This window comes from Streptomyces sp. NPDC007095, from assembly GCF_040634475.1.
Taxonomy (GTDB): domain Bacteria; phylum Actinomycetota; class Actinomycetes; order Streptomycetales; family Streptomycetaceae; genus Streptomyces.
In genome coordinates this window covers 13,077-34,024 of record NZ_JBEYFS010000094.1, presented here as the reverse complement: position 1 = coordinate 34,024, position 20,948 = coordinate 13,077, and the positions used below count along the sequence as shown (strand labels likewise).

Below are 20,948 nucleotides of genomic sequence, written 5' to 3'. Positions count from 1 at the left end.
GTTCACGGTTCGTTGGGCGCCCGGTGGGTGGCGCACGGAGGAGGCATCGGTGGCGGGCGAGTCCCCCGACAGGTCGAAGCAGCACGAGTCGTCGGCTTCGTCGGCAGAAGCGACGCCGGGGACCCCGGCCGCGGTTCCGGGCCCGAGCCGGGCCGCCGCGGCGGCGGCGTCGGCCGATCCCCGTCTGGCGGTGGCTCGTGAACGGGCCGCCACGGTACGGGTGGATCAGGCGACGGCGGTGTTCTCGACGCGGGCGTTGGCGGAAGGTTCCGCCGGGTCCGGGGGGAAGGGCCCCGTGGAGGACGCGCGACTTCGCGAGGCCGTGGCCGCCTGGGTCGCAGGGGCGGACGAGGGGGCCCCTGAGGGGGAGTCAGAGGTTCCGGAAGCCTCCACGGGCCCGGAGGACTCAGACAAGGCCTCCAAGGCCTCCAAGGGCGCGGAGAAGGCCGTTGCGGCGGCGGAGGGGGACGGCGCCGGGGCCGAGGCCGAGGCGGAGGCCGAGGTCGAGGCGGAGGCCGAGGTCGAGGTCGAGGTCGAGACCGAGGTTGAGGCTGGGGCTGGGGCTGAGGGCGAGGCTGACGGGGAGTCGGCTTCGGGGTCCTACGCCAGTGCCGACATCGATGCCGACGCTGATGCCGACTCCGACTCCGACTCCGGCTCCGACTCCGGCTCTGACGCGGACTCTGACGCCAAGTCCGAGGTCGAGGCCGATGCCGAAGCCGATGCCGAAGCCGATGCCGATGCCGAAGCCGAAGCCGAGGCCGAAGCCGAGGGCACGGCGGCGGATGACGCCGACGCCGACGCCGAACCGAAGACGGACGCGAAGTCCACGTCGGACGCCGAGTCCGAGACGGACGCCGAGTCCGAGACGGAGTCCGAGTCCGAGCCCGAGGACTCGAAGCCGGAGGCGCAGGACTCTCCGGAGGACGCGTCCGAGACGTCTGAGACCTCGAAGAAGACCTCCGAGACCTCCGAGACCTCCGAGACCTCCGAGACCTCCGAAGGTCCCGAAGATTCCGCGACCCCCGAGGCCCCCTCGGACGTCGAGGGCTCCAAGGACACGCCGTCCGCGGACGATTCGACGTCCGCCGACGACTCGTCGTCCGCGAAGGACGCCCCGGACACAGACGACGCGCCCGAGCCCCCCGTCGACCAGCCCACCGCCATCTTCAAGGCGCCGAAGCGCCCGGCGGTGGACCAGCCCACCACCATGCTCAAGCTGGGTGGCGTCAAGTCGGCCACCGACAAGCCCGCGGACGAGTCGAAGGCGGACCGGCCCAAGGCGGACCGGCCCAAGGCGGACCAGCCCAAGGCGGACCGGCCGAAGCCCGAGACCCCGTCCGAGCGCACCAGCAAATTCGTGGCCCTCAAGCCCCTCGACGAACCCGTGTCGAGGGTGAAGCCGAAGACCACCGCGACCCCGTCCGTTCCCTCCGCCTCCTCCTCGCCGACCAGGGTGGCCCCCGCCGACGCCACTGCCGCCCTCCCGCAGGTCGGCCCCGAGCGCACCACACAGCAACCGCTGCCGCCGAAGCCGCCGCTGGACCTGCTGGCCGAGCTGACGAACACGCCGCCGCCCCCGCAGACCCCCGTGCGGACGCTCGCGCGCCGGGTGAAGATCTGGACGCCGCTGGTCCTGCTGCTCGCGGTCGTCTTTGCGGTCGCACAGTCGCTCCGGCCGGTGCCGACGCCCACGCTGGACCTCACCGCCGAATCCAGCTACACCTTCGGCGGCGGCGGCGCCTCCATCCCGTGGCCGTCCTCCGGTCAGGGCGCGCTCGACGTCCAGGGCATCGGTTCGTTCGGCACGTCCGGCGAGCAGAAGGCGGCGCCCATCGCGAGCGTCGCCAAGGTGATGACGGCGTACCTGATCCTGCGCGACCACCCGATCAAGTCCGGCGACGGCGCGAAGATCAAGGTGGACCAGAAGGCCGAGGACCAGTCGGACGCCGGCGACGAGTCGACCGTCAACGTGCACGCGGGCGACACCATCACGCAGAAGGAGGCCCTGGAGGGCGTCCTGATCGCCTCGGCGAACAACGTGGCCCGGCTGCTGGCCCGCTGGGACGCCGGTTCCGAGACGGCCTTCGTCGCCAAGATGAACGCCGCCGCCAAGGAACTCGGGATGACGAACACGACGTACACCGACCCGTCCGGCCTGACGAAGACGACCGTGAGCACGGCCGCGGACCAGGTGAAGCTGGCCAAGGCCGCGATGAAGGACGCTTCCTTCCGCGAGGTCGCCCGGATGATGGAGTACACCGACTACAAGGGCACCAGGCACAGCAACTGGAACCACCTCGTCGGCTCCAACAACGTCATCGGTATCAAGACGGGCACCACCACCGCGGCCGGCGGCAACCTCGTCTTCGCGGCGACCAGGGAGATCGACGGCGAGGTGCGGACCATCGTCGGAGCGGTGATCAGCCAGGGCCCGGGCGGCAACGACAACACCATCCTCGGCGGGGCCCTGGCCGCGGGCGACAAGCTGATCCGCGCCGCGCAGGCCTCGCTGAAGTCCGCGACGATCCTGAAGAAGGGCGATGTCGTCGGTTACGTCGACGACGGGCTCGGTGGCCGTACGCCGGTCGTGATCACCAAGGACGTCACGGCGGTCGGCTGGGCGGGGCTCAAGGTCAAGCTGTCCTTCGTCTCCTCGGAGCTGCCGCACTCCGCGAAGGCCGGCACCAAGGTGGGCTCGCTCACCGTGGGCGACGGCGGCAGCAGCAGCGCCGTGCAGGTTCCCGTCGAGCTCCAGAAGGACCTCGCCGAGCCGGGCTTCGGCGCCAAGCTGACCCGCGTGAGCTGAGCGGCCGTACACAGCGAGCCCGAGCGGACGTACGCAGGAGGGTACGGGCGTACGGGTAGGGGTACGGGCGTACGAGTGGGGCGCGCTTCCGGCAGGGGGCGTATCCCCCGTACGCCGGAAGCGCCCCGAACGCCATGTGAACGCGCCGTGAGCCCGCCGTGAGCGCGGCACGAACGCACCGCACCCCGTCGGGGGCGCCCCACCCGGGAGCTCCCCGGCGGGGTGCGTGCTAGCGTCGCGAGATCGGGGCAGGTCGCGGGCCGCGGGTCCCGGGCCGAGCACGAGAAAACGGGACACGGGAGCCTTGCAGTGGCGACAGCGGAGCCGACACACGCCGACGACGCCGATCCTGGCCCTGGCCCTGGCCCTGGACCAGGTCCTGAACCGGATCGCGGACCGGGCTCGCGAATACGGCTGCCCGCACACGCCACCGGCGACCCCGCTGACGACAGTCTCACGGACGACGAGCCGCGGGAGCCCGTGACGCCGGAGTCCCCGAGGCGGGAGTCCCTGACGCGGGAGTCCGCGGTCCAGGGGCGGCGTACCCGCCTCAAGGCCTTCGTCCTGCGTCACCCCGTCGCCTTCGTCACCGTCGTGGCCGGCCTCCTGCACGTCGTCTGGTTCTTCACCTTCGCGAACAGTGGCGGAGACCTCGCGGCGCAGGACGCGTGGGCGGAGTTCGTCGGACGGCACCCGGACTCGGCGTACAACCTCGCCTGGTACGGCGGTATGCACCCGGTGTCGTACAGCGTGGTGTCGCCGTATCTGATGTCGGTCCTCGGCGTCCGTACGACGATGATGATCGCCGGGACGATCTCGGCGGGCCTGCTGACGATGATCCTCATCCGCAGCCGCGCGATACGGCAGCCGCTGGCGCCGGCCTTCGCGGGTGTCTTCGCGCTCATCTGCAACGCGATATCGGGGCGGGTGACGTACGGCCTCGGCATGGTCTTCGGGCTCGCCGCGGCCGCCGTGGTCTTCTGCTGGCCGCACCGCTGGCGCTACAAGCGCTGGGCGAAGGCCCTGTGCGCGGCGCCGCTCGCCGCGCTGGCGACCGCCGCGTCGCCGGTGGCCGGACTGTTCGTGGGCCTGGTCGCGGCGGCCCTCTTCCTCCAGAAGCGCCGCCCCGGCGCGTACGCGCTCGGCATCGCGCCGACCGTCGTCGTCGCGCTCTCGGCCTGGCTGTTCCCCTTCTCCGGCACCCAGCCGATGTCCTTCGGCTCGGCCTCGCTGCCGCTGATCTCCGCCGGGCTGGTCTTCGCGCTCGTTCCCAAGGAGTGGAAGACGGTACGGATCACGGCGGCGGTGTACGGCCTCGCCGTGCTCCTCGTGTGGCTGATCAGCTCGCAGATCGGCTCGAACATCACCCGCCTGGCGATGCTGCTCGAGGGCGTCGTGCTGCTCGCCGCGCTCCCCTTCACCGTGCCGAAGTCACGCAAGTGGTACGTCACCGTTCTCGCCTTCGCCGGATTCGTCGGGTGGATCGGCTTCAAGTCGGTCGACGACATCATCCATACGACACCGGCGGCGTCCTGGGCCCGCGAGCTCGCTCCGCTGGTGAACCAGCTCCAGGTGGTCGGTGCCGAGAAGGGCCGCGTCGAGGTGGTCCCCGCCCGTTCCCACCGCGAGGCGTCCGCGCTCGCGCCGTACGTGAACCTCGCCCGCGGCTGGAACCGCCAGGCCGACATGGAGCGCAACCCGCTCTTCTACGACGACACCCTCAACTCCGCGAACTACCACGAATGGCTTCAGCGCTGGGCCGTCCACTACGTGGTGCTGCCCAAGGGCGAACCGGACGGGGACGGCGGCGAACGCGAGCGGCAGCTGGTCCAGCGCGGCATGCCCTACCTCCGCCAGATCTGGGGCGACGCGAACTGGCAGCTCTTCTCGGTCACGGACCCCATGCCGCTGGCCGATCCGCCGGCCGTCGTCGACCGGGCGGAGCAGGGCGAGCTGACCATCGAGGTGAAGAAGGCGGGCCGCGTTCTCATTCGCATTCCGTACTCCCCGTGGCTCGGGCTCGTCGACGCCAAGGGCAAGAGCGTGAAGCCGCCGCAGGAGACGCAGAAGTCCAAGCACCGTGCGGAGGGCAAGCCGAAGACGTACGACAACCTCAACGGCTGCCTCATGGAAACCCCGGAGAACGCTTCCGGCGACAAGTGGACGGAGCTCCTGGCCCCCGCCCCCGGCACCTACCGCCTGGCGGCCCCGTACCAACTCCCCCGGGGAACGCCGTGCCCCGAGGAACTGCGCTGACCCGCCCCGCGGCTACCTTCCGCGTGGAGTGCTTCGGCCGCGGGCCGGTGGGGGCTGGTCGCGCGGTTCCCCGCGCCCCTAAGAGCTTTCAGCCCGTCCGGCGTTCGAGGACGAGGCCGTTCAGGCCGATCGGGGGTCTGGGGGGCGGAGCCCCCGAGTGGGGATGATGTGGGTCCCCCTGCTCGAGCGAAGCCGAGAGCTTGGGGGAGGGTAGGGGCGGCGGGGGCCAGACCCCCCGGTGCCCGCCCCGTCCGCGGCTCACTTCACCGGAAACGCCACGTCACACACCGCGTCCTCCGGCCCTGCCGCATCCCAGTCCGCGAAGTACACCTCCCGGCAGGGACCGTCGTACGACAGCCCCCGCTCCCCGATCCACGCCTCGACCGCCTCGAACGCGGCGATGATCTGCGGATGAGCCACCTGCGCCTTGGTGATCCGCGCGTACGCGAGCCGCCGCGCCGGCTCCACCCGCACCCCGATCCCCGACGCCCGCCCCCGCTTCTCGGCCCACGCCCGCGCAGCCTCCTCGTCGGCGACCGGCACGCACGACTCGGCGGGCCCGTCACTCTCCATGCTGACCTCGGCGTAATAGACGACGAAGGGCGAGCCGGTCGTCCCGCCGCACTCCCGCGCCCCGTCCTCCAGTCGCCCCAGCGAGGCCGGAATCCAGACCGGCAGCTCATCCGCCAGCGTGTGCCGCTTCTCCGTCAGCACCACCCGCTCCGGCACATCCACCGTCTCGACCACGAACTTCCCGTACATGTCGGTACTCCTCCCTGACAGCCGTCCACGGAGGTACTCGGCGAGCGTCCGCTGCGAAGCGAACCGGGCCTCGGCATCCGCCCAGTACGTGGCGAGGAGCACCGCGCCCTGCGCCGCCCCGACCTCCACCACCTCGGCGATCCGCGCGAGCGGCATGTCGAGCTGCCGCAGCAGCGCGACCAGGCGGGCCCGCTCGACCTGGTCGGCGCGGTAGTAGCGGTATCCGCTGACCTCGTCGACGTGGGCCGGAGCGAGCAGTCCGAGCCGGTCGTACAGCCGAAGCGCCTTCGGCGAGAGCCGCGCGCGGGCGGCGAACGCGCCGATCGTGAGCAGTTCCTGTTGCACGAGCCCATCCTCCGTCACCGGGAGCCTTCGGCCCGGTGACAAAGGACGCTGCTCCCTGCCCCAGGGGCAAGGTCAACCAACGGCTCTCAAGAGCGGACCCCGGAGTTACGCGAGCGCCTTCTCCACCGCCGCCACGACCTCCGCCGACTCCGGCTCGGTCTGCGGCGAGAACCGCGCCACGACGTCTCCACCCGGCCCGATCAGGAACTTCTCGAAGTTCCAGCGGATGTCACCGCTGTGGCCCTCGCCGTCGGCGGTGTCCACAAGACGCTGGTACAGCTCGTGCCGCGCGTCCCCGTTGACGTCGACCTTCTCCGTCATCGGGAAGGTGACGCCGTAGGTCGCGGAGCAGAACTCGGCGATCTCCTCGGAGGTGCCGGGCTCCTGCCCCATGAACTGGTTGCAGGGCACACCGAGCACGGTGAAGCCCTGCCCCGCGTACTGCTCGTGCAGCCGCTCCAGCCCCGCGTACTGCGGGGTCAGCCCGCACTTGGAGGCCACGTTCACGACGAGGACGGTCTTGCCGCGGTACTGCCCGAGGTCCGCGGAGCCGCCCTGGAGGGAATCGATCTGGACGTCGAGCACGGAACTGCTTGAACTGTCAGTAGTCATAAACGGATGCTAACTCCGCTTGATGTCGCCCCGGCCGCCGCCCGTCGTCCGCCCCGCATCCGCCCGTCGTCCGCCCCGCATCCGCTCATCGTCCGCCCGCCGGGTCCCCGTCCGCCCGGCCGGGTCCCCGTCCGCTCGGTAAGGTCGCGAACGTGACCACAGCGAACACGATCAAGGGCATCTACGAGGTACTCGACGACCGCTTCGTCACCGGCCGCTGCACGAACGGCGACGGCAGGCTGGAGCTCCTCCACGACGGCTCCCGCTGGGCCGAGGGCCCGCTGTACGTGCCCGCCTGGCGCCAGCTGATCTGGAGCGACATCCCCAACGACCGCATCCTGCGCTGGGACGAGCCCACCGGCACGGTCGGCGTCCTGCGCACCCCCGCGGGCAACAGCAACGGCAACACCCTGGACCGCGAGGGCCGCCTGATCAGCTGCGAGCAGGGCAACCGCCGGGTGACCCGGACGGAGCACGACGGATCGGTCACGGTCCTCGCCGACCGTTACGACGGCAAGCGGCTCAACAGCCCGAACGACGCGGTCGTACGGTCGGACGGTTCGGTCTGGTTCTCCGACCCGGACTTCGGGATCCTGAGCGACTACGAGGGCCACCGGGCCGAGTCGGAGATCGGCGCGTGCCACGTCTACCGCCTGGACCCGGGGACCGGCGAGGTACGGCTCGCCGCGGACGGCTTCGACGGGCCGAACGGCGTCGTCTTCTCGCCCGACGAACGGCAGCTGTACGTCTCCGACTCCCGCGCCGCCCGCATCCGTGTCTTCGACGTCCGCGACGACGGCGAACTCACGGACGGGAGAACGTTCGCGGAAGCAAAGAACGGTGTCCACTTCGACAACATCCGCTTCGACGACGAGGGCAGGCTGTGGGCGGCCGCCCTGGACGACGGGGTGCACTGCTACGACCCCGACGGCACCCTCATCGGCCGGCTCCTGGTCCCCGAGAGGGTCTCCAACATCACCTTCGGCGGCCCCAAGAACAACCGTCTCTTCATCACGGCGTCCACGTCCTTGTACTCGCTGACGATGTCGGTGACCGGCGCCCCCCGCATCCAGCGGCACCGGTAGATCGGCACACCGCCGCCCCGCGGCACCCGCTCCTTGCGTCCTCCACCCGTCCTACTCCCGCTGGGCCTTCACGAGTACCTCCCCGGCGGGCGTACGGGAGTACAGCACCGACCGCCCGGCCCGCCCCCTGCGCACCAGCCGGGCGTCCAGCAGCACCTTCAGATGGCGTCCGACCGAGCCGAGACCCTGCCCGGTCAGGGCCACCAACTGCGTCGTGCTCATGGGGGAGTCGAGGAGGACGAGGACCCCGGCGCGGGCGGGTCCGAGCAGCGCGCCCAGACTCTCCGGCACGGCCTCGGGACCGGTGTCGGCGAGAACGCCCGAGCAGGGGTAGACGACGGCGTACCGGTCCGGCTCCTCCCATGACACCCAGCCGTGCCGCTGCGGTGTGATCGGTACGAACACCAGCTCGGCGCCGGAGATCTCGCGAGGCGGGTACTCGTGGAGATTGACCTGCAGCCGGTTGTCGCCGAGCCAGCGCGTACCCGGCCGCAGCGCGTCGAGGGCCGCAGCCCAGCCGCCCTGGCTCAACTGCGCGGTCCGGGCGACGACATCGGCCTCCAGCACGCGCCGCCGCCGGTCCCAGTAGGGGCGTACGGCCTCGGTCCAGACGTGGGTGAGCAGGTCCGCGGCGCGCTCCGGGAGGTCGTCGCGGTGCAGAGCGGCGGGCAGTGGTCCGGCAAGGGAGACGCCGAGATGGGCCCGGGCGTCCGCGGCCGACGCCTCCCGCACCCGGGCGACCTCCTCCTCGAAGTCGGTCTCGCCGCGCGGCGTCGGCGTCAGGAAGTCGGCGATCCAGTCCCGCCCGAGCCCGGACCGCATGAGCAGCGCGGTGACGGGGTCACCGGCCAGCCGCCTCTTGTACGCGGGCAGATGGGCGTCGAGCCAGGCCCGCTCCCCAGGGTGCGCGGCCGTCCGCGCGTGCAGCAGCTTGACGGCGGCGAAGGTCTCGGCGAGCGGGGAGAGCACGAAGCGGGTGCGGGCGAGAGTGTCGGCGTTGATCTGCCACCAGCCCATCCGCACCTCCCGCCGCTTCCCTGTCGCGGTCCATTGCCCCGTGTGGTTTCGCTTCTCCGCGAAACAATAACGACCACGCCGGGCGCCGCCCGAGACTCCGCGCATGCGCAGCTACTCCGACCTCTTCCGCACCCGGGAGTTCACCCCTCTCTTCCTGTCCTCCGCGCTCAACTCGGCGGCCTCGACGATCGGCGGCCTGGCCGTCGGGACACTGGTGTACAAGGCGACGGACTCGCCGCTGCTGTCGGCGGTGAGCATGTTCGGGCCGCAGCTCGCCCAGGTGGCCGGCGCGACCACCCTGCTGTCGGCGGCGGACCGGCTGGCGCCGCGCGCCACGATGACGGCCATCGCCCTGTCCTTCGCCGTCGGTACGGCGGTGATGGCGACGCCGGGACTCCCGGTCCGGGGGTTGTTCCTCCTGATCTTCGTCCTGGGTCTGGTCTCGTCCCTCGGCGGAGGCGTCCGCTGGGGTCTGCTGAACGAGATCCTTCCCAAGGACGGCTATCTGCTGGGCCGTTCGGTCTTCAACATGGTCAACGGCCTCACACAGATCACGGGTTACGCGACGGGCGGCGTCCTGGTGGCGGTGCTCTCGCCGAGGATCACTCTGGCGAGCGCGGCGGCCCTGTATCTCGCGGCGGCGCTGGTCACCCGCCTCGGCTTGACCCGGCGGGCGCCGAGGGCCACCGGCCGCCCCTCGATCGCGCGGACCTGGCGCACCAACGCGCTGCTGTGGTCCTCGCCCCCGCGCCGGACGACGTATCTGCTCCTGTGGATCCCGAACGGTCTGATCGTCGGCTGCGAGTCCCTGTACGTGTCGTACGCCCCGGACCGGGCGGGTCTGCTCTTCGCCTTCGCGGCGTTCGGCATGTTCGTCGGCGATGTGACGACGGGCCGGTTCATCCCGCCCGCGGTCCGCGGCCGCCTGGGCATTCCGTTCCTGCTGCTCCTGGCGACGCCGTATCTGCCGTTCGCGCTGGGGCCGGGGGTGGCGGTGGCGGCGGGCGCGGCCGCCCTCGCCTCGGTCGGCTTCGGGGCGAGTCTGATCCAGCAGGAACGCCTGATGGCCCTGACCCCGGACGAGCTGAGCGGGCACGCCCTGGGACTGCACTCCTCGGGCATGCTCACGATGCAGGGGGTGAGCGCGGCACTGGCGGGAACGGTCGCCCAACTCACCTCGCCCGGAACGGCGATGACGGTGATGGCGATCGCATCGGTCGCGGCGACACTGCTGATTTCGGGCCTCCGCCAACGCCCGGAAGTATCCACACCACAACAGAAGCAACCAGAAGTGAACTCCCTCTGAACCCCCAAAGGTTGTGCTACGGCAGTCACAACTCCCCCTCGGAGGAAGTCGTCGAACGGGATGACCACACGCGCACAGACATACACACAGACTTACGCGCGGACCTCATCGGCCCCCAGGGCCCCGTTGGGCCCATCGGGCCCCGTGGAGGAGAACCGATCATGTTCAGTCGCCGCATCACCGCTCTGCCGAGGGCGCTGGCGCTCGCCACCGCCGCCGTGGCCGTAACCGTCGCCGCCCCCGCGGCACACGCCGCCCCCGCGGCACACGCCGCGCCCGCCAAGAGCGCGACCGCGGTCGTCGTCGGCCAGAAGCTGTACTACACGGCGGCCGCCGGCCAGACGAACCATCTGTCCATCTCCTGGGCGCTCGGCGCGACCGACCCGGATTCCCAGCTGAGCGACTTCATCTACACCTTCGACGACACCGTCAAGATCTCCCTGGGCGCGGGCTGCGTCCGCCCGGCCGGCGCCGACGACACCAAGGCCGTCTGCACGGTCGCGGAGCCCAACTTCGAGGCGTCCGACCTCGACTCCCTGATCGTCGACCTCGGAGACGGCAACGACACCGCGACGACCGGCAACACAAGCGGCGGGTACACGAGGATCTACGGCGGGCCGGGCGACGACACCCTGACCGGCCACGGCGTCGACGTCCTCTACGGCCAGGGCGGCAACGACCGTCTCTCCGGCGGCGGCGGGGTCTACGACGAGGGCGCGAACGGCGGCGCGGGCAACGACATCCTCGTCAACTGCAGCGCCGAGTGTCATGGCGGCGCGGGCAACGACAGCCTGTCGGGTACGAGCGGCGACAACTCCCTGTTCGGCGACGACGGCAACGACAAGCTGTACGGCAACGCGGGCCGCGACCTCCTCCAGGGCGGCCGCGGCAACGACACCCTGTACGGCGGCGCGGGCGACGACAAGCTGTACGGCAACAGCGGCGACGACGTCCTGCACGGAGGCGCCGGCAAGGACTTCCTGTCCGGCGGTCCCGGCCGCAACAAGACGTACCAGAACTGACCCGTTCGCGGGGTGGTCGGGCGGACGTGAGGAACGCCGGCCCGACAGGCTCTCGGTCTCTCCCGGGCCGGGAGCCGGATCGTCCCCCTGAGGTCAGGCCTTGCCCGTCCCGGACCCCTCGACGGCGCGCAGGGCCTCGATGACGCTGACCACATGGGCGCGGGCGGCCGCCTCGGCGCGCTGCGGATCACGCGCGGCGATGGCCTCGACGAGGGCGAGGTGCTCGCCCAGGGAGACCTGGGGGCGCCCGGACTGCAGGGCCAGCCGGAACTGGTGGCGGACGATCTGCGCGTTCAGGCGGGTGAGGAGTTCGGCGGCGGTGTCCTGGCCGGAGATGTCCCTGACGAAGTCGTGCAGCTGGCGGTTGAGGTCGGAGTACTTCAGGGGTTCGGCGGCCTGGACGGCGGCGCGCAACTGCTCGCCGAGCGCGAGGAGTTGCGCGCTCTGCGCATCGGTGACCCGTTCGGCGGCCTTGGCCGCGCACAGCCCTTCGAGCACCATGCGGCACTCGTAGATCTCCACCGCCTCGCTCACGGACACGGTACGGACCCGGGCACCGCGGTTGCGGATCCGCTCCACAAGACCGTCGGCGGCGAGATCGACCAGCGCGGCCCGCACACTGGCCCGCGTGACATCGAACTGCTCGGCCAACTCGGCCTCGACCAGGCGCTGTCCTGGCACCATGTCACCGGCGAGGATGGCCCTGCGCAGCGCGACGAGGGCCTGCTCCTTGGCCGCGGCGCCGCTGCCTTTGGCACTGCCGGTAGCTGGGGACACGTACGTACTCCTTCGGTCTCGAAACTCCTGGAGCGCCTCGGGCTTCCTTGAGCTCTCCGCTCTCCTTGGAGATGGTTACCGACCGTAGGATGGGTACACAAAATCGTCAACAATCTGGCCCCGACCGTTGGGATCCGGGCCCGGTGGCTGCCGGCATTCTGGGGGTGTGGTCGTGGAGCGGATGCGGATCCGCCGGGGAGGGGAGCGTGCCATGGGCGGGGCGGAACGGGATCGGCTCGGTTCGGGGCCGATGGACCCCGAGCAGATGATCGCGGAGGCGCGGAAGGCGTTCTTCGTGATGTTCGGGTTCCTCGCGCTGGTCTGGCTGGTGCAGCTCGCGAACTTCGCCGACCACTACGCACTCTCGCGGGACTACGGAGTGGTGTCCGGCGACATCGGCACGCTGCCCGACATCCTCACCGCACCTTTCCTGCACTGGAACTGGGCACACATCGAGAGCAACTCGGGACCGCTGTTCGTCTTCGGATTCCTGGCCGCCTACCGAGGGGTGGTCCGCTTCCTCGGGCTCAGCCTGCTCATCGTGGTGACCAGCGGTCTCACGGTCTGGTTCCTCGAGCAGGGCAACGTGGACACGGTCGGCGCCAGCGGCCTGATCTTCGGGTACTTCGGCTATGTCGTGGTACGCGGGCTCTTCGACCGGCACCTGATCGACACGCTGATCGGTGTCGTCATGGCGGCCTCCTTCGCCTACATGCTCACCGTGGCGGTGCCGGGAACGCCGGGGGTGAGCTGGCTGGGACACCTCGGCGGCCTGATCGGCGGCCTGGTCGGGGCCTGGCTCTTCCGGGACCGGCGCCCCCGGCCCGACAAGGACACCCACTCCGGCGGCGGCACCGGCCCGACCGTCCGCGGCGCCCTTCAGCCCCGCGCCGACAATCCGCGTGCCGACCTCCACAAGGAACTCGGCGACCTGGGCCTGCTCTAGAACCCGTCCTTCGCCCTGCTCCCGGCCCGCAGAGTCCCGCCCGCGCCTGTCTGCCCGCTGATCCGCGAGACACCGCACACCGCTGCCTCGGACCCCCGCCGTATGCGGCCTGGCTCACACGGACAGGCCCGTATCGCGCGGTGGACAGTGGGTACGCGCCATCCGTGGGCCTCGGCGGCGCCGTCATCCACCCTTGAGGGCACAAATCCGGCAACCTTGTCATTTGGCCGTCGGGCACGTGGTCGGGGGCTTCCGCGGCCTGTCCGCAAAAGAAGGACGACCCTGGAACGGGGGACGCATGACCCAGGCGGATGATCGCAGGGGGCTGGCCGGCGTGGCCACGAGACAGGGGCTCGAGGCGGCGGTCGTGGAGGAGGCGGTCGTGGAGGAGGCGCCGTTGCCGCAGGCGGCCCCCGTGCCACGGGTGATCCCGGTCAGGCCGGGCGCCCGCAAGGACCGGCTCGCCGCGTTGGACGGGCTGCGATTCCTGGCGGCGCTGTCGGTGGTCCTCTTCCACTTCGTCGGCCAGACCCCCGGGGCGATGGCGTTCGTCTGGGGCCGTCCGTACCAGAGCACCTTCCCGGAGTCGCACGCCTACTTCGCCTTCGGACGGCTCGGCGTCGACCTGTTCTTCCTGATCAGCGGCTTCGTCATCTGCATGAGCGCGTGGGGGCGCACCCCGCGTGACTTCTTCATCTCACGCGTCACCCGTCTGTACCCGATGTACTGGATCGCGATCGTGGTGTCGGCGTGCGTCATCTACTTCGCCGACACCCCGTTCGGGCACCCCAACCCGCGGGTGCTCTTCGCGAACTTCACGATGTTGCAGACTCCGCTCGGTGTCGCCAATCTGGATCCGGTCTACTGGACGCTCTGGCCGGAACTCTGCTTCTACCTCACGTTCGCGGTCGTGGTGTGGAAGGGCCTCACCCACCAGCGGGTGGTGATCTTCTGCGGGTTGTGGACGGTCGCCGCGGTGCTGGCGCCCAGTGCCGACATCCCGCTGCTCACGCTGATCGTGAACCCGACGTCCGCCCCGTACTTCATCGCGGGCATGGCCTTCTACCTCATGCACCGCTACCGGCCGACGCCGCTGCTGTGGGGGATCGTCGCCATGTCGTGGCTGCTGGCGCTGCACTTCCTGCTGGCGCCCCACGGCGGCCGCGTCAACTGGGCCACCTGGTCGCCGTGGCGCGGCTGGCTGATCCTCGTGACCACGGTGTTCTTCCTGCTGATGGGCGCCATCGCGCTCGGCGGGACCCGCTGGATCCGCTGGCGCGGGCTGACCGTCGCGGGTGCGATGACCTTCCCGCTGTACCTGTTGCACGACACGATCGGAATGACCGTCGCCCACCACTACGGCCACCGGATCGACCCCGCGGCGCTGGTCGTGGCCACGGTGACCGCTTTGATCGTCCTGTCGTACCTCGTGCACCGCTTCGTCGAGCGCCCGGTCGCGCTGGCCATGCGGCGCTCGCTGAACACCGCCGCGTTCGGCCCGCAGCCGCAGCCGCAGCCGCAGCCGCAGCCGCCGACGCCGCGCTCTTGACGGGTAGGGTTCATCTCTTCGCCGGGTCCCCCTGGTGGAGTCCCCGCGGTAGGTCCTGCCATGGCCGTTTCTCCTGACCTCGATCCGTACGCACGGTGGCGGCACGCGCTCGCCGAGGCCGACCGGGTCTTCGCGTCACCTCCCGGACTCGACAGCCCGGTGGACGGCTGCACCTACTGCACTCCGGAGTCGGAGCTGCGCACTCTCGGTGGCGATCCCGCCGACGTGTCGGACGATCTCCTCGGACGCTTCATGCGTGAGGTCGTCAGCCACTGGGACGCGGACCAGTACGTCGTCCTGTGGCGTCGGCTCATGCCGCGTGCGCTGCGCTATTGGGGGCCGGAGGGCCACGACACCGATCCGTCCGCGGAAATCGGCCATCTCGGCCGGGACGGGGCCAGGTTCGTCGACTGGCCGGCGCCCGAACGTGTCGTGGTGGAGGAGGCCTTCCGCGCGCTGTTGGCCATGGCTCTGGTCGACGGTCGCTCTCCCTCGGACATCTGCGACCTCTTGGCGGCAATCGCGCAGGCGACGGGTGAACTGGAGCCGTGGCTGGAGCACATGGCCGGGCTCTGCGGCCCCGAGGCGGACGCCGGGCTCGTCCGCCTCGGCCTCGACTGGGCGACCGAACTCCTGTGGGAGGAGTTCCGGTTCACGTGGTGGTACGACGGCGACCCCCAGGTGATCGGCGCCTGGCTGCCCACCCAGCGAGCCCGCATCGCCGCCTTCGCCACGCGGCATCCGCGCTGCAAGACCGCGGCGGACGCGTTGATCGCGTTCGACCGACTCGAAGGCGGTGACCACAGCCCGTGGTTGTACCCGTACGGCATGAAGGAGCTTCTCGGGCAGGCCCCATGAGCAGCCTGTGAGGGCCGTACGGACGTCGGTTTCGTCCGCGCGCCACGAATGTGCTGGCCAGGCAGGCCGTTCGCACCGGAGGTGCTGTTTGGGTAAAGGGTTCGGCATCGACAGTTCAATGGTCTTGTCCTGTGCATGTCTCACTCGATGAGATGCACGGAGACCACTCCGTGCAACTCAGGACCACCCAGGGGGATTCATGCACATATCCCGTACCGGGCGCGGTGTCGCGGCTTCCACGGCCGCCACCGCCGCCCTCGCCGTCGCCGCGCTGGCGACCGCTCCGCTGGCCGGCGTCACCACCGCCGCACCCGCCGCCGTACCGCACACCAAGGCCGTCCCGGCCATCGCCGGGCACACCCTGGTCCGCGACGTGGCGAGCCCGCTCTCCAGTGAGCAGTGCCAGGCCAAGTGGCACATCGCCTGTTACAACCCGCTCCAGTACCGCACCGCGTACGACCTCAACGCGCTGTACCGGAAGGGCATCACGGGCAAGGGGCGCACCATCGTCATCGTCGACTCTTTCGGCTCCCCGACGATCCAGCACGACCTCGACGTCTACAGCAAGCAGTTCGGTCTGCGCAGCACCAAGGTCAACGTGGTCAAGTGGGGCAAGGTCCCCGTGTTCGACCCCAAGAACTCGGACATGACCGGTTGGGCCGGCGAGACCACCCTCGACGTCGAGATGGCCCACGCCGTGGCGCCCGACGCCAAGATAGTCCTGGTGGAGACGGCGGTCGCCGAGACCGAGGGTGTCACCGGTCTGCCGGAGATGATGGACGCCGAGAAGTACATGATCGACCACGGCGTCGGCGACGTCATCAGCCAGAGCTTCGGCGCCACCGAGGACACCTTCCCCGGTTTCGGCAAGGGCGACTTCTCCAGCATCAAGAAGCTGCGCTACGCCTTCCAGGACGCGAACCGCAAGCACGTGACCGTCCTCGCCTCCTCCGGCGACGGCGGCGCCACCGACCTGAAGGCGGACGGCAAGACCTACTACAACAAGCGCGTCAACTCCTGGCCCTCGTCGGACCCGTTGGTCACCTCCATCGGCGGCACGCAGCTCCACCTGGACGACAAGGGCCGGCGCGTCAAGCCCGACAGTGTCTACAACGACTACGGCTCGGGCGGCGGCGGCCAGTCCCACGTCTTCTCCCGCCCGGCCTTCCAGAACGGTGTGAAGAACGTCGTCGGCGCCCGCCGCGGCACCCCGGACGTGTCGCTGGCCGCCGCGGTCAACGGCGGTGCCTGGATCTACTCCAGCTACGACCCGACCGCCATCGGCTGGGACGTCACCGGCGGGACCAGTGAGGCCAGCCCGCTCTTCTCGGGCATCATCGCCCTCGCCGACCAGGCGGCCGGCCACCGGGTGGGCAACATCAACGAGGCGCTGTACGCCCTCTCCGCCCACCACGACAAGAGCACCGGCATCGTCGACGTGAACGATGGCACGAACAACAGCTACGAAGGCGTCACGGGCTACAAGGCCGTCAACGGCTACGACATGGCCACCGGCGTCGGCACCGTGGACGCCCTCCGCTTCGTGCCCGCCCTCGCCCGGGCGAGCCACCGCGGCTGACGCCATACCGCTGCACCGGGGTCTCGTCCCCTGAGAGCTGCCCCTGAGATCCACCCCTGAGACGGCCCGGGTTCCACACCCGGGCCGTCCGTCTGTTTATCTGTAGAAATCAAGTCGGTGGATTCAGGCTGAGAGTATCGAAATACTCGAAAATTGCGGCAGGCTGATTCATGTCCGCTTGCGCCTGTCCTCCTTCGGTATGCCGCCATCTTCTTCAATTAGCGTGTCGGACAAAACGGCCACGGTCGCCCTTGTTACGGTGCGGGTCCCAAGGATTGTCCACAAGGATGTCACGCGCCGGTCGGCGGACAGTATTCGCCTTAGTCGAAATTACTGGCGCAGTCCGGTCGAGAGGATACGGACCATGCACGGTTATTCTCGTCGCGGCCTGATCAAAGCGACGGCGGCCGCCGGCGCCGGCGCGGTGGTTCTCCCGGGCATCGCGGCCGCAGAAGCCCCGGGCGCGAGCGCCGCGACCGAAGAGGCCGGAAACGCGAAATGCAAGCCGGCGAAGCTGACCGGCCGCATCGTCCGTCCCGAGAACCCCGGATACGCGAGTGCGAGCCGGGGTTGGGACGAGTACTTCGCTCACTATCCGCTGGTCATCGTCTTCGCCCAGAACACCCAGGACGTGGTCAACGCCCTGACGTGGGCGCGGCAGAATGACGTCGCGCTGCGGGTGCGCAGCGGCCGCCACAGCCTCGAGGGCTGGTCGAACGTGGACAGCGGCATCGTGATCGACGTCAGCGAGTTGAAGTCGGTCCATATCGACACCGCCTCCCGTATCGCGACAGTCGGCGCCGGGCTCAACCAGTTGGAGGCCGTGACCGCGCTCGCGAAGAAGGACCTCGCGGTGACGACCGGGACAGAGGGCAGCGTGGGCCTGTCCGGTGCGACGCTCGGCGGCGGTTTCGGCTTCCTCACCCGCTACCTCGGCATGGCCTGCGACAGCCTGGTGGGGGCCGAGGTCGTCGTCGCGTCGGGTGCCGAGTGCGCCAAGGTGGTCAAGGCGGACCTGAACAACCACTCGGACCTGCTCTGGGCGCTGCGCGGGGCGGGGAACGGCAACTTCGGGATCGTCACGTCACTCACCTATCAAGCGGCTCCGCTGAAGAGCGTCACTTATGTGCAGGCGACGTGGGAGGGAATCGGGGACCTGCACGGGGTCTTCGACGCATGGCAGCGCACGGCACCGACCGCCGACAACCGCCTCGGAACCCAGGTCGAGATCCACAGAAAGCAGATCCTGCTGTTCGCGGTCCTTGCTGAAGGATCGCCGGAAGAGGCGAACGAGTTGCTGGCCCCGATTCTGTCGGTCGGCGACCCCCAGGTCTCGGTGCAGGTGGGTAACTGGGGCGACGTGTACGCGGGATTCCAGATTCCGACCGCGGACGAGCCCGCGAACTGGAAGTTCTTCTCGCAGTTCACCAGAAAGCCGTTCCCGAAGAAAGCGATCAGCCTGATCGCCTCATTCATGCAGGACGCCCCCACGGATGACAGCAACTTCTTCACCCAGGCCTTCGGCGGGGCGGTCAGGAAGAGCCCCCGCGGCGGCACCGCGTTCCCGCATCGCGACGCGCTCTTCTACTCCGAACCCGGCGCCGGCTGGGGGACTCGTACAGGACAACCAGGCGTCTGCGACCCTCTCACCCCGCAGGCCCAGGCCTGGATCGCCGAGTTCAGCCAGGCACTGCGGCCCTACGTGAACGGCGCCTACGTCAACGTGCCGAACGTCGGAATGCAGGACTGGGAGACCGCCTACTGGGGATCCAACTTCGACCGGCTGCGCAAGACCAAGGCGAAGTACGACCCTCGCAACGTCTTCCAGTACGAGCAGAGCATCCCGCCCGCGTCCTGCTGACCGAAGCAACGGAAAGGGCCGGCCCCGGAGGAAGCAACTCCCCGACGCACTGCCCGACAAGCACCCGCATCACCCGTCCGGCCGACCCGACGTGCCGTCGCCTGCCGCGCCGGGAAGCCTAGGATCCGCCACTAGAGAAAGGGACGTCGCCCACCCCTGCCCGGCACCGGCGGGTCGATCTCATGACTGGAGGAGACGGGGATGCTGCACCGCGCCGGCAGGACCTCCTGGAAGCGCTTTGCCGGCATTCTCGTCCCGAGTGCCATGGCCGCCGCGGCCCTCGGTATCGGCATGGCGCAAGGAGCACTGGCCGCGTCGTTCCTCATCTCCGGCCAGAAGTTCCAGGTGGCCCTGGACACTCTGGACGTCCGTGGTCTGAGCATCTACGGCATGGTGGACGTGAGCAGGAAGGGCGCACTCGTGCCGGTCGTGGTCACCGGGGCCAGCCGTGCGGAGATCAGCGGGCTGTGTCAGTCCGTGGTGGTCCCGATCCCGGTCCTGGGCCCGTACACGCTGAGGGTCACCGGCGGCGAACGCAGGCGGGTCGAGGCGAAGAACTTGTTCCTCGACGCGACATCCCTGTCGAGCAGCCAGGCGAATTTCGGCGACCTCGACATCGGTGTGGCGGCGGGAGCGGTCAGCAAGGGCCCGATCAGCAGGCAGGACAGGAAGTCCCGGTTCTTCGATCCCAACGGCTTCGCTCAGCAGGCGGACACCGCCTTCCTGAGCGACGTGCACTTCACCACGGTCGCAGTCTCGGCCGCCACGTTCAACGTTCCGGACCTCGATCTGCGGCTCAGGCAAGGCCACCACGAGTGTTTCTGACCCATCGGCACGAAACACGCACCCTTCGCGCCCGCTCGTCGCACACTCCCGCCCGCTCGTCGCACACTCCCGCCCGCCGAACATCATGGAAAGCCCACGTGTTCTTCGAACGATTCGGCAGACGCCGGAACTTGCGCGTCGTCTCCACCGACGCCCGACGAGGATTCAGGACCTGGCGGGACGCACGTCCCTTCTGGGCAGGACTGTTCACCTTCGCAGCGGGCTTGCCCATCCTCTACTTTCCGTACGCGCACCTGAACTTCGGCGCCATCCCACTGGCACTGTCGACCTCGGCCGGCGCGGGGTCGCTGATCATCGGGGTTCTGCTCGTGGCCCTGGCCATCTCCCTCTGGTTCCACCAGCAGGTCCGCGTATTCGCAGGGATCACGGTCATTCTGCTTGCCCTCATCTCGTTTCCCGTCGCCAATTTCGGGGGCCTCCTCATCGGGTTGGTTTCCGGCCTGATCGGCGGATCCCTGGCCTGTGCCTGGATTCCTCCGACGGACGCCGCCGATTCGCAGCCCGCAGTGAACCGTGCGTCAGCCCCCAGCCCCGCGGGTGAGGACCACGGTGGCGAGTGACGCCCTGACCGGCTGTGCGGCAAGCGGGCCGGAGTCCGATCCCTGTCATCTGAGCAGTGCGGTGAAGGGCCACTCGGCCGGCCGACTGCTGCGGCCCCTCGCCTGCGCGCTGGCGGTGGCCGCCCTGTCCCTGGCCCTACAGCTCGCCGCGTCAGCGGCCTCGAAGGCGTTGCTCGCCCCGGGCGGCATCCGCACGTCCAAGGCACCAGCGGGTGCCGGCACGCCGGTCGCCCGACAGCCGGACCGTCCGGCGAACGTCCCCTGGGTGCTGCGTGCGGACAGGCTCGTGCTCCACGGCAGTGCCTTCCGGGGCGTGGTCACCGTCCGGACTGCGGCCGGGGCCCAGCGGGTGCTGAAGTTCACCGCACGGTCGCTGGACTTCGGCGACCTCGACCTGACGGCGGGCCGCGGCCGCGCGGCGATGCGTCTGCGGGCCAAGCCCGCGACCACGTCTACGGTCCGGGGCAAGGACGTGGTGACCCTGTACACCCAGAAACTCTCCGGCACGCTCGTCGGACTGGGCGGCGATCCGCTCCCGGCTGACCGCAGCGTCACCGTCACGCCGGACGCGCTGCCCCCGTGGCTCTCCCACCCCGCTGTTCCCACTCGCACAATCACCTTCGAGAACGTGACCGTTTCACAGGTCGCCCAGCTCAGCGGCGACATGTCCATCGCCGGGCCGACCCTCAGCGTCGCGGCCGGGTGACCCGCGGCAGGGCGGAAGGGTCCCGGAACTCGTGGTCCGCCCTCCCCACGTG

17 protein-coding genes are annotated in these 20,948 nt (G+C 70.0%); 13 read left to right on the top strand and 4 right to left on the bottom strand.

Features of this window, described 5'->3' with window-relative positions; genetic code table 11:
- Positions 1 to 49 precede the first annotated feature (49 nt).
- Both ABZ656_RS29005 and ABZ656_RS29000 read left to right on the top strand, forming a co-directional pair.
- Positions 50 to 2,809 (top strand): D-alanyl-D-alanine carboxypeptidase, encoded by a 2,760-nt coding sequence (locus tag ABZ656_RS29005; RefSeq protein WP_360271400.1) that lies wholly within the window; start codon positions 50 to 52, stop codon positions 2,807 to 2,809.
- 309 nt (positions 2,810 to 3,118) lie between these two features.
- Positions 3,119 to 5,065 (top strand): hypothetical protein, encoded by a 1,947-nt coding sequence (locus ABZ656_RS29000; protein WP_101404485.1) that lies wholly within the window; start codon positions 3,119 to 3,121, stop codon positions 5,063 to 5,065.
- A 258-nt stretch (positions 5,066 to 5,323) separates the two neighbouring features.
- Here the strand turns inward: ABZ656_RS29000 and ABZ656_RS28995 are convergent, their stop codons facing one another.
- Positions 5,324 to 6,190: a MerR family transcriptional regulator gene (locus ABZ656_RS28995; protein ID WP_360271398.1), complete on the bottom strand. Its 867-nt coding sequence runs from the start codon at positions 6,188 to 6,190 to the stop codon at positions 5,324 to 5,326.
- An 87-nt stretch (positions 6,191 to 6,277) separates the two neighbouring features.
- Positions 6,278 to 6,784 (bottom strand): glutathione peroxidase, encoded by a 507-nt coding sequence (locus ABZ656_RS28990; RefSeq protein WP_101404487.1) that lies wholly within the window; start codon positions 6,782 to 6,784, stop codon positions 6,278 to 6,280.
- A 152-nt stretch (positions 6,785 to 6,936) separates the two neighbouring features.
- Here ABZ656_RS28990 and ABZ656_RS28985 point away from each other — a divergent pair, with 152 nt between their 5' ends.
- On the top strand, positions 6,937 to 7,869 hold the full coding sequence (locus tag ABZ656_RS28985) for an SMP-30/gluconolactonase/LRE family protein (RefSeq protein ID WP_360271396.1): 933 nt from the start codon (positions 6,937 to 6,939) through the stop codon (positions 7,867 to 7,869).
- A gap of 51 nt (positions 7,870 to 7,920) precedes the next feature.
- Here ABZ656_RS28985 and ABZ656_RS28980 read toward each other — a convergent pair whose 3' ends face one another.
- Positions 7,921 to 8,886 carry a winged helix-turn-helix domain-containing protein gene (locus tag ABZ656_RS28980; protein ID WP_101404488.1) on the bottom strand — a complete coding sequence of 322 codons (966 nt, stop codon included), beginning with the start codon at positions 8,884 to 8,886 and terminating at the stop codon, positions 7,921 to 7,923.
- A 103-nt stretch (positions 8,887 to 8,989) separates the two neighbouring features.
- Between ABZ656_RS28980 and ABZ656_RS28975 the strand changes: the two genes are divergently transcribed.
- Together ABZ656_RS28975 and ABZ656_RS28970 are read left to right on the top strand one after the other, a co-directional pair.
- Positions 8,990 to 10,192 (top strand): MFS transporter, encoded by a 1,203-nt coding sequence (locus tag ABZ656_RS28975; protein WP_101404489.1) that lies wholly within the window; start codon positions 8,990 to 8,992, stop codon positions 10,190 to 10,192.
- 161 nt (positions 10,193 to 10,353) lie between these two features.
- Positions 10,354 to 11,214: a calcium-binding protein gene (locus ABZ656_RS28970; RefSeq protein ID WP_360271394.1), complete on the top strand. Its 861-nt coding sequence runs from the start codon at positions 10,354 to 10,356 to the stop codon at positions 11,212 to 11,214.
- A 93-nt stretch (positions 11,215 to 11,307) separates the two neighbouring features.
- Here the strand turns inward: ABZ656_RS28970 and ABZ656_RS28965 are convergent, their stop codons facing one another.
- Positions 11,308 to 11,991, bottom strand: a complete 684-nt coding sequence (locus ABZ656_RS28965; protein WP_360271392.1) for a GntR family transcriptional regulator — start codon at positions 11,989 to 11,991, stop codon at positions 11,308 to 11,310.
- A gap of 211 nt (positions 11,992 to 12,202) precedes the next feature.
- Here ABZ656_RS28965 and ABZ656_RS28960 point away from each other — a divergent pair, with 211 nt between their 5' ends.
- The 8 genes from ABZ656_RS28960 (at position 12,203) to ABZ656_RS28925 (ending at position 20,896) form a co-directional block, all read left to right on the top strand.
- Complete coding sequence (locus ABZ656_RS28960) at positions 12,203 to 12,937, top strand: rhomboid family intramembrane serine protease (protein WP_101404491.1); 735 nt, start codon at positions 12,203 to 12,205, stop codon at positions 12,935 to 12,937.
- Between the two features lie 334 nt (positions 12,938 to 13,271).
- Entirely contained in the window at positions 13,272 to 14,486 is a 1,215-nt protein-coding gene (locus ABZ656_RS28955) for an acyltransferase (RefSeq protein WP_360271390.1), read from the top strand.
- A gap of 60 nt (positions 14,487 to 14,546) precedes the next feature.
- Positions 14,547 to 15,344: a hypothetical protein gene (locus ABZ656_RS28950; protein WP_360271388.1), complete on the top strand. Its 798-nt coding sequence runs from the start codon at positions 14,547 to 14,549 to the stop codon at positions 15,342 to 15,344.
- 199 nt (positions 15,345 to 15,543) lie between these two features.
- Positions 15,544 to 16,923 (top strand): S53 family peptidase, encoded by a 1,380-nt coding sequence (locus tag ABZ656_RS28945; protein WP_101404494.1) that lies wholly within the window; start codon positions 15,544 to 15,546, stop codon positions 16,921 to 16,923.
- A 178-nt stretch (positions 16,924 to 17,101) separates the two neighbouring features.
- The gene (locus ABZ656_RS28940) at positions 17,102 to 18,784 is read left to right on the top strand and encodes an FAD-binding oxidoreductase (protein WP_360271386.1); all 1,683 of its coding nucleotides are present in this window, start codon (positions 17,102 to 17,104) and stop codon (positions 18,782 to 18,784) included.
- A gap of 201 nt (positions 18,785 to 18,985) precedes the next feature.
- Positions 18,986 to 19,609, top strand: a complete 624-nt coding sequence (locus ABZ656_RS28935; RefSeq protein WP_101404496.1) for a DUF6230 family protein — start codon at positions 18,986 to 18,988, stop codon at positions 19,607 to 19,609.
- A gap of 131 nt (positions 19,610 to 19,740) precedes the next feature.
- A complete protein-coding gene (locus tag ABZ656_RS28930; protein WP_101408027.1) occupies positions 19,741 to 20,190 on the top strand; it encodes a DUF6114 domain-containing protein in 450 nt (149 codons plus the stop codon).
- Complete coding sequence (locus ABZ656_RS28925) at positions 20,180 to 20,896, top strand: hypothetical protein (protein WP_101404497.1); 717 nt, start codon at positions 20,180 to 20,182, stop codon at positions 20,894 to 20,896. Before ABZ656_RS28930 ends, ABZ656_RS28925 begins: the two co-directional genes overlap by 11 nt.
- Positions 20,897 to 20,948 lie beyond the last annotated feature (52 nt).